Origin of the sequence: Micromonospora sp. DT68, assembly GCF_049847245.1 — a bacterium.
GTDB classification, from domain to species: domain Bacteria; phylum Actinomycetota; class Actinomycetes; order Mycobacteriales; family Micromonosporaceae; genus Micromonospora; species Micromonospora profundi.
Genome location: NZ_JBNCNZ010000017.1, coordinates 39,438 through 54,493, shown reverse-complemented (window position 1 = coordinate 54,493; position 15,056 = coordinate 39,438). Strand labels below are relative to the sequence as shown.

Sequence of the window (15,056 nt, the reverse complement as noted above, 5' to 3'; positions counted from 1 at the left end):
GTTGTCGACCTCGGGGAGGGCTGGACCGTGCCGTTGCAGGACTGGTTCCTCACCGCGCAGGAACGTGCCAACCCGGTCTCTGGGTTACCCGTCTGGACGACGGGAAACCTCGCTGAGCCGCTGATTCACGGTGCCGCGTACTTCGACAGGCTCGTCGACGAGGTACAGGCCCTGACCGCCGGTGACCATCTGTTTTTCACCGACTGGCGGGGCGACCCGGACCAACTGCTGCGCCCGGACGGTCCGACGGTGGCGCAACTCTTCGCTCAGGCCGCCCAGCGTGGCGTGGTGGTCAAGGGGCTGATCTGGCGTTCGCACCTCGACGTGCTTGCCTACAGCGAGGCGGAGAACCGCAATCTCAGCGAGGCGGTCTCCGCAGCCGGCGGCGAGGTCCTGCTGGACCAGCGTGTGCGGCGCGGCGGCTCGCACCACCAGAAGCTCGTGGTGCTGCGACACCCGGACGCCCCGGAGCGCGACATCGCCTTCGCCGGTGGCATCGACCTGTGTCACAGTCGCCGCGACGACGCTGCGCATCACGGCGATCCGCAGCCGGTGCCGATGTCGCCCCGCTACGGTTCCCGCCCGCCCTGGCACGACGTGCAGCTCGCGGTGCGCGGCCCGGTGGTCGGCGCGCTGGACACCGTGTTCCGGGAGCGCTGGACCGACCCGATGCCGCTGGACTCGGAGAACCCGATGGCGTACCTGCGGGACCGGCTGCGCGGCGTGGACCTGAGCCCTGATCCGCTGCCCGCGCAGCCGTCCGACCCGCCCGAGTGCGGGCCGCACCAGATCCAGGTGCTGCGTACCTACCCGGCCGTCCGTCCGCGCTACTCCTTCGCGCCCGACGGCGAGCGCACCGTGGCCCGGGGCTACACCAAGGCGGTACGCCGCGCCCGTCGACTCATCTACCTGGAGGACCAGTACCTCTGGTCGACAGAGGTGGCGAACCTGTTCGCTCAGGCCCTGCGGGACAACCCCGAGTTGCACCTGGTGGCAGTGGTGCCCCGGCATCCGGACGTGGACGGCAGCCTGGCGCTGCCACCGAACATGGTCGGCCGGGAGCAGGCGCTGTCGCTGTGCGAGCGCGCCGCCCCGGACCGGGTGCACGTGTTCGACGTGGAGAACCACGACGGCGGCCCGGTCTACGTGCACGCGAAGGTCTGCGTGGTCGACGACGTCTGGGCAAGCGTCGGCAGCGACAACTTCAACAGGCGGTCCTGGACGCACGACAGCGAGCTGTCCTGCGCGGTGCTCGACGACACGCGCGACCGGCGGGAGCCCACGGATCCGGCGGGCCGGGGCGACGGAGCGCGGGTCTTCGCCCGGGACCTGCGGCTGCGTCTGTGGCGCGAGCACCTCGACCGCGACCCGGACGGCGCGGACGACGCCGACCTGCTCGACCCGGAGACCGCCGTCGCGGCCGTCAGGGCCGGGGCCGACGCGCTGCAACGGTGGTACGACGACGGCCAGGTGGGCGATCGGCCGCCCGGCCGGCTGCGCCCACACCGCCCCGAGCGCCTGCCGTGGTACACCCGCGCCTGGGCGCTGCCCGTGTACCGGTTGGTCTACGACCCCGACGGCAGGCCGCTGCGGGCCAGGCTGGCCGGCACCTGGTGACCCTGCCGCGCCGGCTCGGGCATGCCGGTGCCGCCCGGGTAGACGGTGAACCCGCCGGGGTAGGCGAACGATGAGCGCGGCGAGTAGTAGCCGAAGCCGATGATCAGCGGGTTGGCCGGGCGCAGCGCGTACATGGGGTGCCCGGGCAGGAACTCCACCGACTCGATCTCGAATGGCGCGACGGGCTCCGCCACGTACGGGTAGACCGAGCTGAGGAGTTGACCGTCGCGGCAGGTGAAGTAGCGGTGATGCCCGCTGCTGATGAGGTGGCCGGTCTCCCCCACCCGGCAACGCGTCCGGACCAGCGGCGTCCCGTCGATCTCCGTCTCGGAGAACAGCGCCTCGCCGTCCGCCTCGATCCGGGTCTGGCCGGCGAACGTCGGGGCGCCGCGCGCTGTGGCGTAGTCCCGGACCACCCGGCTGGAGGCCACGTAGTGCGTCCACCAGCCGCCCGGGCTGAGCCCGCCGGGGGCGTCGACGCCGACAAGCGAGACACCGAGGTACGTCAGCGAGTAGGCGCCGAAGCCGGAGGTCTGCGTCTCGTCGTCGACGACGTACTGGTTGAGGAACACCTGGTGGTCCGGGCGCGGGCGCAGCCCGGCCGGCACCAGGGCGGCGACCGCGTCCGGGTCGGCCGGCACCCAGCTGAAGAAGAGCGTGCGGCTGTTCACGACGAGCTGGGGAGCGGCTGGATCGAGCACGGTGCCTCCGAACCGGATGTGTACACCGACGCTACGGCCAGTCCCGTCGACGGGACAACGACGGATAGACGACACTCCTGACCGGATGTCGGATTTCGTGTTGACCGCTCTCGGCGGATCGGGCGAACCGGCCGGGCAGGCAGGAACGGGACGGCCGACTCTCGGCAAGTCCCTCGATTTTCGGGGTAAGAGACATCACGACAGTGCGAACCTCTGTCCGCTTGCGCCCGATTTGTGGTCCAACACACCTTAAGTACATCAGCCTTTCGGCTGGATTTCCGGGAGCCGATCAGGCTAAGGTGAGTCCCGAACGGCCCATTCGAAGCTAAACCAAAGCGTCACGTCTTTTAGTCCGCGGACGAGGTGCAGGGAGGACCACCCATGACCGCGCCAACGATCACCGAGCAGCCGAGCACCGCCGCTGCCGAGCAGACGAGCACCACCAAGCTTGACCCGCGTGCGCTCACCGACAGCGCCGCCGATCTGCTCAACGCCATGGCCGCGCTGCCGGCCAACCACCCGTCGCGCGCCGCACTGCGCGACCGCGCGATCGAGGCCTGGCTGCCACTGGCCAACCACCTCGCCCACCGCTACAGCGGGCGGGGCGAGCCGACCGACGACCTGGCGCAGACCGCCGCCGTCGGCCTGATCAAGGCCATCGACAAGTTCGACCCGTCCCGCGGCGTCGACTTCGCCGGTTACGCCATCCCCACCATCATCGGTGAGCTGAAGCGGCACTTCCGCGACCGCACCTGGGACATCCGGGTGCCGCGTCGCCTCCAGGAGCTGCGGCTGGCCATCTCCGACGCCAACAGCTCGCTCCTGCAGACCCTCGGCCGCTCGCCGACGGTGGCCGACATCGCCGCCCACCTCAAGCTCACCGAGGAAGAGGTCCTGGAGGGCCTGGAGGGCGCCCGCGCGTACAACGCGGTGTCGCTGTCCACCCCGACCGGCGACGGCGACCGGGCCACCGAGCTGGGCGACATGCTCGGCGGTGAGGACAGCGAGTTCGAGCTGGCAGAGCTGCGGGTCGCCCTCGGCCCCGCGCTTGCCACGCTCGACGAGCGGGAGCAGAAGATCCTCACCCTGCGGTTCTACGGCAACCTGACCCAGTCGCAGATCGCCGACCAGATCGGCGTCTCGCAGATGCACGTCTCCCGGCTTCTGGCCCGGGCGCTGACCAAGCTGCGCGGCCAGCTCGACGGCACGTACTGATCGGTTCAACGCGTGAGAGAGGGCCGGGTCCGTGGACCCGGCCCTCTCTCACGTTGACCTCGGCGTACCGCCGGGTCGCTTCCCCGGAGGGCAGCGGCTCGGCCGGTGTCGTCAGCGCCCTGCCGGCTCCCGCCACATCGGCCAGAACGGAGTGCCGTCCGGCACTCGGAACGGCTCGCGGGCCCGGTAGCCGTTGCGGGCGTACAGGTCCCGGCTGCGGGGGTCGCTCGCCTCCAGGTAGGCCGGCATGTCGTTGGCGTCCAGCCAGGCGTGGTGGTGCTTCAGCAGCGCGGTGCCCAACCCGTGCCCCTGCCGGTCCGGCTCGACCGCCAGGAAGGCCAGGTGGTGGTGGTCGTCGTGGGGGTGGTTCGCCGCGAACAGTTCGTCGAGGTGCTGGAAACGGTCGGTCCACTCCCCGCAGGCGGCTGCCAGCCGGGCGTCGTAGTCCGGCGGCGGCGGAGCCGGCTCACCGACCGACGGGAACCAGACCGCGACGGCGGACCGGTCGGCGGTGCCGTACACCAGGCCGTGCCGCATCGCGTGGTCGACAAGGATCTCGAAGTCCCCGGCCAGTACGGACTCGCGCTTGTTCGCGTCCGGGACCAGCCACCTGGTCACCTTCAGTGCGGTGAACGCCCCGGCGATCCGGCCCGCCACCAGGGCGGTGTCCTCCGGCCCGAGCCGCTCGATGGACGCGCTCACCGGATCTCCGCGCCCAGCGGCGCCGGTCGCTGCTCCGCCTGCCGTGCTGCAGCGGCGGCGCTCGCCGCGCCGAGGCCGATCCGGGCATACGTGTCCGGGCGGTTGCGGCGCAGCAGCAGCGCCCACCCGATGCCCAGCGCGGCTGCCACCGGGTAGACGGCGGGCAGCATCCAGCGCAGGTTGGAGTCCGGTGCGACGCCGAGCAGGTTGGCGAAGTTCGACACGGCCAGCCAGATGATCACGGCAAGCGCGAGGGTGGCCAGGCCTGGAGCGATGGCCCGCCGCCACAGCGTCTCGTCACCGCCGGAGCGGGCGAAGTAGGCGATCACCGCCACCGAGGTCGTGGCGATCAACAGCAGCACGCCGAAGCCACCGCTGGTGCCGACCCAGAAGAACAGCTTGACCACCGGATCCCAGCCGTTGACGGCGTAGAGAACGATGACCAGCAGGCCGAGAGCGCTCTGCGCCAGCGAGGCGGCCCGGGGCGCGCCGCTGCGCGGCGAGGTACGCCCGAACACCGCCGGCAGCACCCGCTCCCGGCCCAGCGCGAACGTGTACCGGGCCGTGGTGTTGTGGAACGAGATCATCGCGGCCAGGACCGAGGTCAGGAAGAGCACCTGGCCGATGGTGACAGCGGTGTCGCCCAGCTGCGCGGCGGCCAGGTTGAAGATCAATCCGACGCTCTGCTCGCCGGCCTCCGCGACGATCCGGTCCGACCCGACCGCGACGGTCATGGTCCAGGAGGACAGCGCGTACAGGCCGGCGACGATAGCCACCGACAGGTACGTCGCCAGCGGGACCGTGCGCTTCGGGTCCTTGCTCTCCTCGCTGAAGACCACGGCGGACTCGAAACCGACGAATCCGAGGATGGCGAGCACCAGCACCGCGCCGACCCCGGGCACGAAGAGATTGTCCGGCGAGAATCCGGCGAAGTTGACCTCGCCGCCGGCCGGGTTGCCGAGCTGGCCCAGGTCGAAGATCAGGACGATGACGATCTCGGCGACCAGCAACGTCGCCAGCACCAGGCCGTTGATGTCCACCCGGAGCAGGCCGAGCAGGCCGACAAGCGCCCACGCCACAAGGGCGACGATCGACCAGTGCGGATGTCCGCCGAAGATCCGGTCGAGGACCGGCTCGGCGGCGACGCCGATGGTGCCGTAGAGCCCGACCTGGAGCGCGTTGTACGCCACGAGTGCCATCCAGGCCGCCCCCACGCCGGCCGGGCGGCCCAGGCCACGGGAGACGTAGGCGTAGAACGCACCGGCGTTCTCCACGCGGCGGGACATTGCCACGTAGCCCACCGAGAACAGGGCGAGCACCGCCGCGATCAGCAGGAAGGCCAGCGGGATGCCTGTCACGCCGATGACGCCGTACCCGGTGGTGACGACGCCGGCCACCACCGTCAGCGGCGCGGCGGCGGAGAGCACGAAGAAGATGACCGACGGGACGCCGAGGCGGCCTCGGGCGAGGGCTTCGGAGACGTTGCTGGGTCTGTCGACTGTCGATGTCGATGGCATACGACTACTCCGGATGTCGAGGGAGGTTGGGGGTTACCGGGGGGTCACGGAACGCCGCGCAGCACGGCGGCGCCGACGGCCGCTTCGGTGTGCCCGACGAGTTCCTTCAGAGGAGCCGGCAGCGCGGGGATGAGGACGCTCAACCGGTGGTGCGCACGCGGTCCGGCGCTCCACAGCACCTCGCGGGTCAGCCCGGCGGCCACGACCAGGCCGAGCAGCAGCGCGTCCGGCACGCTCGGCGGTTCCGGCCGGTCCAGCAGGGCCCGCAGCCGCGTGGCCGGCCACGCCACGGCGTTGAGGTCGATGGGCAGGTAGCTGACGGTGGTACGCAGCAGCCGGCGGCTCTCCTGGCGGCGCATCACACCCGCCCGGGCCAGCCGCTCGCCCACCGAGGTCGTAGCGGTCTGCGCCAGGAAGCTGAGCCAGGTGGTGACGGAGTGGTGCTGGGACTCGCCGATCAACTGGTCGAGCACCGTGTGCGCCAGCGCGTCCGCCGGTGGACGGCGGTCGAGGACGGCGACCTGCCCGCCGGAGATGGTGATGTGTCCATAGAGGAGCAGCTCACCGAGCAGCCCACCGGCCAGGCCGAGGCCGGTCGCCGCCGGGTGGAGCTTGGCCTTGCCACGACTGTCGTTGTGAGCGATGAGGAAGAACTCGTCAGCGATGAGCAACGGCCCTCCCCGCACGGCGTCCACAGTGTTCGCGACCGGGAAAGGATGCACCCACAGCTACCGCAATGCAACTCCCAGATTTGAAAGTTGCACTCCGTGCACTCGCGACCTGCGGATCTTGTCGTGTCAGACTCGGAGGGTGACCGCCACCCGCCCACTCCGGCCCGCCGCCAGCCCCACAGTGCGCCGTCGACGCATCGCCCGGGAACTCCGCCAGCTTCGCGAACGCGCGGGAATGACACTTGATGTGGCCGCCCGCCAACTCGACATGTCCAAGAGCAACCTCTCGCGGATCGAGAACGCGCAGATCGGCATCAAACCCCGCGATGTCCGGGCCGCACTCGCGCTCTACGCGGTCACCGGCGCGGACGCCGAGGCGCTCATCGAGATCGCCCGGGGCGCCCAGCAACGCGGCTGGTGGCAGAACTACAGCGACGTGCTGCCGGAGTGGTTCGAGTTCTACGTCGGGTTGGAGGCCGAGGCGGCGGCACTGCGCACGTACGAGGCCGAGTCGGTTCCCGGCCTGTTGCAGACCGAGGCGTACGCCCGGGCCATCTTCCGCCGCACCGCAGGCGAGGACGGCCTGGAGCGCAAGGTCGCGGCCCGGCTGCACCGGCAGGGGGTGCTGCGCCGCGACGAGCCCGTCGAACTGTCGGTGGTGCTGAACGAGGCGGTGCTGCTGCGCCCGGTCGGCGGCCCGACGGTGATGGCCGAGCAACTTACTCACATGATCCAGATCGCACAGCTACCCAACGTGACTATCCAGGTACTTCCGTTCGCGGCCGGCGGGCACCCGGCGATGAGCACCCCGTACGTGATCCTCAACTTCGCCGACGCCGCCGACGCGTCAGTGGTTTACCTGGATAACCTCACGGTTGGGCTGGCTCTGGAAGATGCCGATCATGTGGACGGGTATAGCCTTCTGCACGAGGAGCTGTGCCAGATGGCACTCGATCCGGGGGCATCGATGACCCGTCTTGAGGAGGCTTCTCGTAACTTTGCGTGACCGCATCTGCGGCACGCCGACAGACGAGAGGTACGGCGGATGACGGCGCTCGACCTGACCCGGGCGGACTGGCGCACCAGCACGCGCAGCAGTGGCAACGGAAACTGCGTGGAGGTCGCGACAGTCGACGGTCAGGTCGCCGTCCGGGACAGCAAGGACCGCTCCGGCCCGGTGCTCGCCTTCGGCCCGACGACTTGGCGCCTCTTCCTGCGGGGTCTGGACAAGGCCCACCGAGGCTGAGCCCGCCCGAGCGGGTGCGAGGGCTGCGCCCTCCGAGCCGGCGCGAGGGCTGCGCCCTTGGAGGCCGGTACGAGGGCCCGGCCCTCAGCGCCGGTGCGAGACTGGGCCGTGCTCTCCGACGTAACCCTGGACCTGCCGGTACGCCCGGCGCTGCCGGCGCTTACGGCCGCGCTCGATGCGGCCGGCGCCGCGGTCCTGGTGGCCCCGCCGGGTACCGGTAAGACCACCCTCGCCCCGCTGGCCGTGGCCGACCGGGTCGACGGCCGGGTGGTCATCGCGCAACCCCGCCGGGTGGCGGCGCGCGCCGCGGCCCGCCGGATGGCGGAGCTGCTCGGCGAGCCTGTCGGTGAGCGCGTCGGCTACGCGGTACGCGGCGAGCGCCGGGTCGGCCCTGCGACGCGGATCGAAGTGGTCACCACCGGCCTGCTGGTCCGCCGGCTGCACCACGATCCGGAGTTGCCCGGCACAGGTGCCGTGCTGCTCGACGAGTGCCACGAACGACAGCTCGACGCCGACCTCGCGCTGGCCTTCACTGTGGAGGCGCGGGCCGCTCTCCGGCCGGACCTGTGGCTCCTTGCCATGTCCGCCACCCCGGACACCGACCGGTTCGCCGCGCTGCTCGGCGGCACCGGCGCCGCCCCGGTGGTCCGTGCCGAATCGGCGCTGCATCCGGTACGGCGGATCTGGGCGCCGCCGACCCGGCCGATAGCACCGCCCGGCGCCGGGCCTGTGGACCGCGCGCTGCTCGACCACGTGGCAGCCACCGTTCGCCGGGCACTGCGCGAGCACGACGGTGACGTCCTGGTGTTCCTGCCGGGCGCCGGTGAGATCGCCGCCGTCACCGGCCGGCTCGCCGACCTGCGGGACACCGTCGCGCTGTTGCCGCTGCACGGCCGTCAACGGGCCGCCGAGCAGGACGCGGCCCTGCGACCCCAGGGCGGCGCTGCCGACGACCGGCGGCGCGTCGTGCTTGCCACCGCGCTGGCCGAGACCAGCCTCACCGTGCCGGGCGTGCGGGTGGTGGTGGACGCGGGACTGTCCCGGGTGCCGCGCATCGACCTGGCCCGCGGGCTGGGCGCGCTTGTCACCGTGCCGGTCTCCCGGGCCGCCGCCACCCAGCGCGCCGGGCGAGCAGGCCGGGAGGCACCCGGGTACGTCTACCGCTGCTGGTCGGAGGCCACCCACGAGCGTCTGCCGGCCCGACCGGAGCCGGAGATCGCCACCGCCGACCTGACCGGGTTCGCACTGGAACTGGCCGCCTGGGGCCGCCCCGATGGGGCCGGACTCGCACTGCCCGACCCGCCGCCGGCCGCCGCCATGGCGGTGGCCCGGGACACCCTGGGAACGTTGGGCGCGATCGACGCAGACGGTCGGATCACCGCGCGCGGGCGGGCCATCGCCGCTGCCGGCGCGCACCCACGGCTGGCCCGCGCGCTGCTCGACGGCGCCGGTCGGGTCGGTGCCGACCGGGCGGCCGAGGTGGTGGCCCTGCTGGCCGAGGACAGCGCGGCCGGCCCGGGCGACGACCTGGTGGCCGGCTGGCGCCGGCTGCGCGGCGGCGTCGACGCGGGTGCCACCGCCCGTTGGCGCACCGAGGTACGCCGGCTGCGCGCCGCGCTGCCCTCCGACGCCCCGCGACAGGGGCGAGCCGGCTCGGCGGGCCTCACCGACGATCTGGCCGCCGGGCTGCTTGTCGGTCTCGCGTACCCCGAGCGGTTGGCGCGGGTGCGGCGGCCGGGCGGGTCGGCGTACCTCATGACGGGCGGCACCGCCGCGGAGCTGGCGATCGGGTCGGGGTTGACCGGGTCCGACTGGCTGGCGGTGGCCGTCGCGGACCGCTCCCCCGGCGCTCCGTCGGCGCGGATCCGCCGGGCCGTCCCGCTGGACGAGGCGACAGCCCGCGAGGCCGCCGGCCCGCTGCTGTCCACGCGGCGGGAGGTCGGCTGGGCCGACGGGGACGTGGTGGCGCGGGAGGTGACCCGGTTGGGGGCGATCGAGCTGGTGGCGCGGCGGCTGGACCGTCCGGACCGGGCGGACGTGGCGGCGGCGTTGGTTGCCGGTCTGGGCCAGGAGGGGTTGGGGCTGCTGCCCTGGACGCCGGCGGCGCGGGCACTGCGCGAGCGGATGGCGTTCTGCCGGCACCACCTCGGCGACGAGTGGCCGGACGTCGGCGACGAGGCGCTGCTCGCCGCCGCGCCCACCTGGCTCGGCCCGGAGCTTGCCGCAGCCCGGCGACGCGCCGACCTCGGTCGGATAGACGTGACCTCGGCACTGCGCCGCCTGCTGCCGTGGGCGCAGGCCGCCCGGCTGGACGAGCTGGCCCCGGAGCGCATCGAGGTGCCCAGCGGTTCGCGGATCCGGCTGGACTACGCCGACCCGGCGGCGCCGGTGCTGGCGGTGAAACTCCAGGAGACGTTCGGCTGGCCTGCGGCCCCACGCGTCGCCGGTGGCCGGGTGCCGGTGCTGCTGCACCTGCTCTCCCCCGCCGGCCGGCCGGTGGCGGTCACCGCCGACCTGGCGTCGTTCTGGCGGACCGGCTATCCGCAGGTCCGCTCGGAGTTGCGGGGACGCTACCCGCGCCACCCGTGGCCGGAGGACCCGGGCACCGCGACACCCACACGGCGTGCCGCACCCCGGCGGCGCTGACTGTCGACTATTCCTCGACCACGTCGGCCACCACCACCGTGACGTTGTCCGGCGCGCCCGCGTGCAGCGCCAGGTCGATGAGCTTGCCGGCGCAGGCATCCCGGTCCGGATAGGTGGTGAGCACCTCGGCGAGGGTGTCCGGGCGGACGACGTTGGAGAGGCCGTCGCTGCACAGCAGCCACCGGTCGCCGGCGCGGGGCACCATCGTCGCGTACGACGGGTTGACGTCCTCGCCCTGCAACGCCTGGGTGACGACCGCCCGGCGTGGGTGGCTGCTGGCCTGGTCGGCGGTGATCACACCCTGGTCGACGAGCATCTGGACGAAGGTGTCGTCGCGGGTGACCTGTTTGAGCACACCCTCGCGGAACAGGTAGGCCCGCGAGTCGCCGATGTGTGCCAGGGCCAGGCAGGTGCCGGTACGGGCGAAGAGCAGGGCGGTCAGGGTGGTGCCCATGCCCTGGCGCTCCGGGTCCTCGGCGACTGCCGCCCGGATCCGGGCTGTGGCCAGCGCGATGCCGCCTTCGAGCGCGGCCACCAGAGCATCCTCGGGTGTCTCCACGTCCAGCGGAGCGACCGCGTCGATGGTGAGCGCGCTGGCCAGGTCACCGGCGGCCATTCCGCCCATGCCGTCGGCCACGGCGACGAGCCAGGTGCCGGCGTGCAGGGCGTCCTGGTTTCCGCTGCGGATCAGCCCACGGTCGCTCGTTCCCACGGAACGCAGCTTCAGGGTCATGGGTGGCAGCCTGCCAGGCGAAGGGCGCAGTTGTCTCTAGGAGATCAGGACGACGGCGCGTGGCGCGGTGAATCTCACGTCCGCGCGTCGTCGATTCGCGTCTGCCGGGCCCTCCTGCCGCCCTCGTCGAACGCGACAACCCATCCAGTCAGATCAATTGACAGGAGGTATCACCACTGGAAACATCGAGCCGATACCTGGGAGCGCTCCCAGGTTCTGCCACCACCACCTGCCTCACTCCCGTCCCGGAAGGACTCCCCCGTGACGCCACACCGACGCCGCCTCCTGCTGGCTGCGGCGACCACCCTTGCCCTCACCGGCGCGGGCGCCGGCGCGGCCTACGCCGACCCACCCCCGGATGCCCCCGAACAGATCGAAAACGGCGACTTCAGCGCCGGTGTGAGCCCCTGGTTCTCCTACGGCACCGACGCGCTCACGGTGACCGACGGCCGGCTCTGCACCACCGTCCCCGGTGGGCTGGCCAACCCGTGGGACGCCGGCATCGGCCAGGACGGCGTGCCGCTCATCGCCGGCGCCGAATACACCCTCGGCTTCGACATCTCCGCCACCCCTGGCACCGCCGTCAAGGCGGTGTTGCAGCTCGGCAGCGCCCCCTACACGACGTACGCGGCAGTGGACGCCGCCGCCACCGGCACCGCCCAGCGGTTCGAGCAGACCTTCACCGTCCCGGATGACAACCCCGGCGCTCAGCTGATCTTCCAGGTCGGCGGCAGCGCCGCGGCGCAGACCGTCTGCCTCGACGACGTGTCGCTGCGCGGCGGCGAACCCCCTGAGCCGTACGTGCCGGACACCGGGCCACGGGTACGCGTCAACCAGGTCGGCTACCTGCCCGGCGGGCCGAAGAACGCCACAGTGGTCACGGAGGCCACCGAGCCGCTGCCGTGGCAGCTGCGCTCGGCCGCCGGCGCCGTCCTGGCCAGCGGCACCACCACCGCGCGGGGCGTCGACGAGGCCTCCGGGCAGAACGTGCAGACCCTCGACTTCTCCAGCTACCGCACGCCCGGCAGCGGGCTGACCCTCACCGTGGACGGTGAGACCAGCCACCCGTTCGACATCTCCGGCACCCTCTACAACCAGCTGCGCTCCGACTCGCTGCAGTTCTTCTACGCCCAGCGCAGCGGCATCGCCATCGACGGCGACCTCATCGGCGACGAGTACGCCCGCCCCGCCGGTCACCTCGACGTGGCCCCCAACCAGGGCGACACCAACGTGCCGTGCCAGCCGGGCGTCTGCGACTACTCGCTGGACGTGCGCGGCGGCTGGTACGACGCAGGCGACCACGGCAAGTACGTGGTCAACGGCGGCATCGCCACCTACCAGCTGCTGAACACCTTCGAGCGGACCAAGACGGCGGCCACCGCGGCCGGCGGCGCCGCGCTTGCCGACAGCACGCTGCGGGTGCCTGAGCGCGGCAACGCCGCGCCCGACATCCTCGACGAGGCCCGCTGGGAGCTGGAGTTCCTGCTGCGCATGCAGGTCCCCGCCGGAAAGCCGCTCGCCGGAATGGTCCACCACAAGATCCACGACCGGAACTGGACGGGCCTGCCGCTCGCCCCGGAGGACGACCCGCAGCCGCGCGAGCTGCACGCGCCGTCGACAGCGGCCACCCTCAACCTCGCCGCCACCGCCGCCCAGTGCGCGCGGCTCTACGCCCCCTACGACGCGGCGTTCGCGGCCCGCTGCGGCACCGCCGCGAAGACGGCCTACAGCGCCGCAAAGGCACACCCCGCGGTGTACGCCAGCCCGACCGACGGTACCGGCGGCGGCGCGTACGACGACAGCAACGTCTCCGACGAGTTCTACTGGGCGGCGGCGGAGCTGTACCTCACCACCGGGGCGCAGACCTACCTGACCGACCTGACCGCCTCGCCGCACCACACCGGCGACGTGTTCGACAGCCGTGGCTTCGGCTGGCAGAGCGTCGCCGCGCTGGGCCGCCTCGACCTGGCCACAGTGCCCAACGGGCTGCCCACCGCCGACGTGACCCGGATCCGCGCCTCGGTCACCACCGCCGCCGACGCGTACCTCGCCGAGCTGCGCCGGCAGGCGTACGGGCTGCCGATGCCCGGTGACGCGAACAGCTACTTCTGGGGCGGCAACAGCAACGTCATCAACAACGCCGTGGTGCTGGCCACCGCGTTCGACCTGACCCGTGACGTCAAGTACCGCGACGGCGCCGTGCAGGCGATGGACTACATCTTCGGTCGCAACGCCCTGAACATCTCCTACGTCACCGGCTGGGGCGAGCACGCCGCCCAGAACCAGCACAGCCGGATCTTCGGCCACCAACTCGACCCGAGCATGCCGCGTCCGCCAGCTGGCTCCATCGCCGGTGGCCCGAACGCGGCCCTCCAGGACCCGTTCGTGGCGAAGTTGCTCGCCGGCTGCGAGCCGATGTTCTGCTACGTCGACGACATCAACTCGTACTCCACGAACGAGGTCGCGATCAACTGGAACTCGGCCCTGGCGTGGATCTCGTCGTTCCTCGCCGACCAGGGTGACTCCGGCGCGGTGCCGGCCACCACGTGCTCGGTGCGCTACGACAACTACGGCACCTGGCAGGGCGGCACCGGATTCACCGCGCAGTTGACCATCAAGAACACCGGCACCACGGCGGTCAACGGCTGGAGCGTGCGGTTCGCGTTCACCGGCGACCAGCGCGTCCGTGAGGCGTGGCTGGCCAAGGTCACCCAGGCCGGCGCGACGGTGACCGCGAAGAACGAGTCGCACAACGCCAAGATCGCTCCCGGCGGCACTGTGACGTTCGGCTTCAACGCGACCACCTCGGGCGGGGCCAACCCCAACCCGGGCCTGGTCACCGTCAACGGCGGGGCCTGCTCACTGAGCTGACCCTGACCTGATCGGTACGGCTGGTGGCCGCTCCCCCCGTGGCGGCCACCAGCCCCGCACCGCCAGCCCTGGCTCCTGCTGACGCGGTCGCGCCGACGTGGACGGTCCGCCAAATCCGGTGGACCTCTGCCGACGGCGTACCCGATGGTGGTGGCCATGGACGGCCACGAACTGACCGACGCCGAAAGTCGAGTGTGGGCGGCGGTGCCGGCCGGAACGCGGGCCGCGCTGGCCGGCCTGTCCGGCGCGGACCTGCGTACCCTGCTGCTGGGCGTCGCCCACGACCGCGCGGCGACCGTGCACCCGGCCGACGTGGTTCGCCGCTGGCGCGAGGACCGCTTCGTCCGCCCGGCCCGCGCCGACCCCCGTGCGCTCGCTCAGATCGAAGCGCGAATGTGGCAGCTCCTGCCGGCCGACGTCTCCGGAGTGGAGCTGTCGCCTGTCGTACCGGTGGGCACCTGCGCGGCGGTCACACCGGTCAGCCAGAACAGGATCGTCACCACCATGCGCGCCAGCGAGGTCCTGAGCGACCCCACGAACGCCCTCGCGATCGAGGCGGCCCTACGTCGCCGCCGGGGCGGCGAGGTGCACCTCGCCGCCGCCCACCGGGTGCTGCGGGCACAGGACTTCGGCGGGGACGCGTCAGCGCACTTCCGGCTCTTCGCCCTGGTGTCCAGCGCGCGCGACGCCGGCTCGGGCAGCACACAGGCACGGCTGCTGATCCGGCACCTCACCTACTGGCGGACAGTCCTCGCCGACCTGGCACCAGCGGCCGCACCCCAACTGCACATCACCGTCTTCGACGACGAGGTCATCCGGGAACGGTTGGCCGACACCGTACGACCCGCACTCGAAGGAGGCGTGGTGCCGGCGGGCGACGGGCAGATCCTCGACCAGCCCTCGGTGCCGCTCGTGGACGAGCCGGAGCGGCGACGCGGCCGGGGCTACTACACCGGTTGCGCCATACGGATCACCGTGCGGGGCGGCAGCCTGGAGATCGGTGACGGCGGCCTCACCGACTGGACCGCCCGGCTGAGCGGCGACGCCAAGGAACGCTGCCTCGTCTCCTGCCTCTCCACCGAGCGGCTCGTCGACAGCGGAGCGCGCTGAGCCGACACGACGGCAATCCACAGGCCA

The 15,056-nt window shown here is 72.2% G+C and carries 12 protein-coding genes; 7 read left to right on the top strand and 5 right to left on the bottom strand.

From position 1 onward, the window contains the following. Nucleotides 1–27 precede the first annotated feature (27 nt). Complete coding sequence (locus ACPXB1_RS25160) at nt 28–1,617, top strand: phospholipase D family protein (protein ID WP_355595680.1); 1,590 nt, start codon at nt 28–30, stop codon at nt 1,615–1,617. Here ACPXB1_RS25160 and ACPXB1_RS25155 read toward each other — a convergent pair. Continuing rightward, nucleotides 1,566–2,318, bottom strand: a complete 753-nt coding sequence (locus tag ACPXB1_RS25155) for a hypothetical protein (RefSeq protein WP_355595682.1) — start codon at nt 2,316–2,318, stop codon at nt 1,566–1,568. The two genes, ACPXB1_RS25160 and ACPXB1_RS25155, sit on opposite strands and share 52 nt — an antisense overlap. 381 nt (nt 2,319–2,699) lie before the next feature. On the opposite strand from ACPXB1_RS25155, the gene ACPXB1_RS25150 reads away from it, so the two are divergent. Beyond that, nucleotides 2,700–3,533, top strand: a complete 834-nt coding sequence (locus tag ACPXB1_RS25150) for a SigB/SigF/SigG family RNA polymerase sigma factor (protein ID WP_355595684.1) — start codon at nt 2,700–2,702, stop codon at nt 3,531–3,533. Between the two features lie 111 nt (nt 3,534–3,644). Here the strand turns inward: ACPXB1_RS25150 and ACPXB1_RS25145 are convergent, their stop codons facing one another. The 3 genes from ACPXB1_RS25145 to ACPXB1_RS25135 are packed head-to-tail and all read right to left on the bottom strand — an operon-like array spanning nt 3,645 to nt 6,423. Further along, on the bottom strand, nt 3,645–4,235 hold the full coding sequence (locus tag ACPXB1_RS25145) for a GNAT family N-acetyltransferase (RefSeq protein ID WP_425735870.1): 591 nt from the start codon (nt 4,233–4,235) through the stop codon (nt 3,645–3,647). Further along, the gene (locus ACPXB1_RS25140) at nt 4,232–5,752 is read right to left on the bottom strand and encodes an APC family permease (RefSeq protein WP_355595688.1); all 1,521 of its coding nucleotides are present in this window, start codon (nt 5,750–5,752) and stop codon (nt 4,232–4,234) included. Before ACPXB1_RS25140 ends, ACPXB1_RS25145 begins: the two co-directional genes overlap by 4 nt. Nucleotides 5,753–5,796: 44 nt before the next feature. Then, a complete protein-coding gene (locus ACPXB1_RS25135; protein WP_355595690.1) occupies nt 5,797–6,423 on the bottom strand; it encodes a GOLPH3/VPS74 family protein in 627 nt (208 codons plus the stop codon). A gap of 181 nt (nt 6,424–6,604) precedes the next feature. Between ACPXB1_RS25135 and ACPXB1_RS25130 the strand changes: the two genes are divergently transcribed. From ACPXB1_RS25130 to hrpB, 3 genes are all read left to right on the top strand, one after another. Then, nucleotides 6,605–7,429: a helix-turn-helix domain-containing protein gene (locus tag ACPXB1_RS25130; protein WP_355595768.1), complete on the top strand. Its 825-nt coding sequence runs from the start codon at nt 6,605–6,607 to the stop codon at nt 7,427–7,429. A gap of 39 nt (nt 7,430–7,468) precedes the next feature. Continuing rightward, nucleotides 7,469–7,669: a DUF397 domain-containing protein gene (locus ACPXB1_RS25125; RefSeq protein ID WP_355595692.1), complete on the top strand. Its 201-nt coding sequence runs from the start codon at nt 7,469–7,471 to the stop codon at nt 7,667–7,669. A gap of 108 nt (nt 7,670–7,777) precedes the next feature. After that, complete coding sequence (gene hrpB, locus ACPXB1_RS25120; RefSeq protein ID WP_355595694.1) at nt 7,778–10,315, top strand: ATP-dependent helicase HrpB; 2,538 nt, start codon at nt 7,778–7,780, stop codon at nt 10,313–10,315. 7 nt (nt 10,316–10,322) lie between these two features. Here the strand turns inward: hrpB and ACPXB1_RS25115 are convergent, their stop codons facing one another. Then, nucleotides 10,323–11,048 carry a PP2C family protein-serine/threonine phosphatase gene (locus tag ACPXB1_RS25115; protein WP_355595696.1) on the bottom strand — a complete coding sequence of 242 codons (726 nt, stop codon included), beginning with the start codon at nt 11,046–11,048 and terminating at the stop codon, nt 10,323–10,325. A 261-nt stretch (nt 11,049–11,309) separates the two neighbouring features. Between ACPXB1_RS25115 and ACPXB1_RS25110 the strand changes: the two genes are divergently transcribed. Together ACPXB1_RS25110 and ACPXB1_RS25105 are read left to right on the top strand one after the other, a co-directional pair. After that, on the top strand, nt 11,310–13,919 hold the full coding sequence (locus ACPXB1_RS25110) for a glycoside hydrolase family 9 protein (RefSeq protein WP_425735869.1): 2,610 nt from the start codon (nt 11,310–11,312) through the stop codon (nt 13,917–13,919). A 156-nt stretch (nt 13,920–14,075) separates the two neighbouring features. After that, entirely contained in the window at nt 14,076–15,029 is a 954-nt protein-coding gene (locus tag ACPXB1_RS25105) for a hypothetical protein (RefSeq protein WP_425735868.1), read from the top strand. Nucleotides 15,030–15,056 lie beyond the last annotated feature (27 nt).

What these genes read in the sequence shown, in the direction of transcription:
- ACPXB1_RS25115 (WP_355595696.1), bottom strand. Translation starts at nt 11,048, where the DNA reads ATGACCCTGAAGCTGCGTTCCGTGGGAACGAGCGACCGTGGGCTGATC.
- ACPXB1_RS25125 (WP_355595692.1), top strand. Translation starts at nt 7,469, where the DNA reads ATGACGGCGCTCGACCTGACCCGGGCGGACTGGCGCACCAGCACGCGC.
- ACPXB1_RS25150 (WP_355595684.1), top strand. Translation starts at nt 2,700, where the DNA reads ATGACCGCGCCAACGATCACCGAGCAGCCGAGCACCGCCGCTGCCGAG.
- ACPXB1_RS25140 (WP_355595688.1), bottom strand. Translation starts at nt 5,752, where the DNA reads ATGCCATCGACATCGACAGTCGACAGACCCAGCAACGTCTCCGAAGCC.
- ACPXB1_RS25105 (WP_425735868.1), top strand. Translation starts at nt 14,076, where the DNA reads ATGGACGGCCACGAACTGACCGACGCCGAAAGTCGAGTGTGGGCGGCG.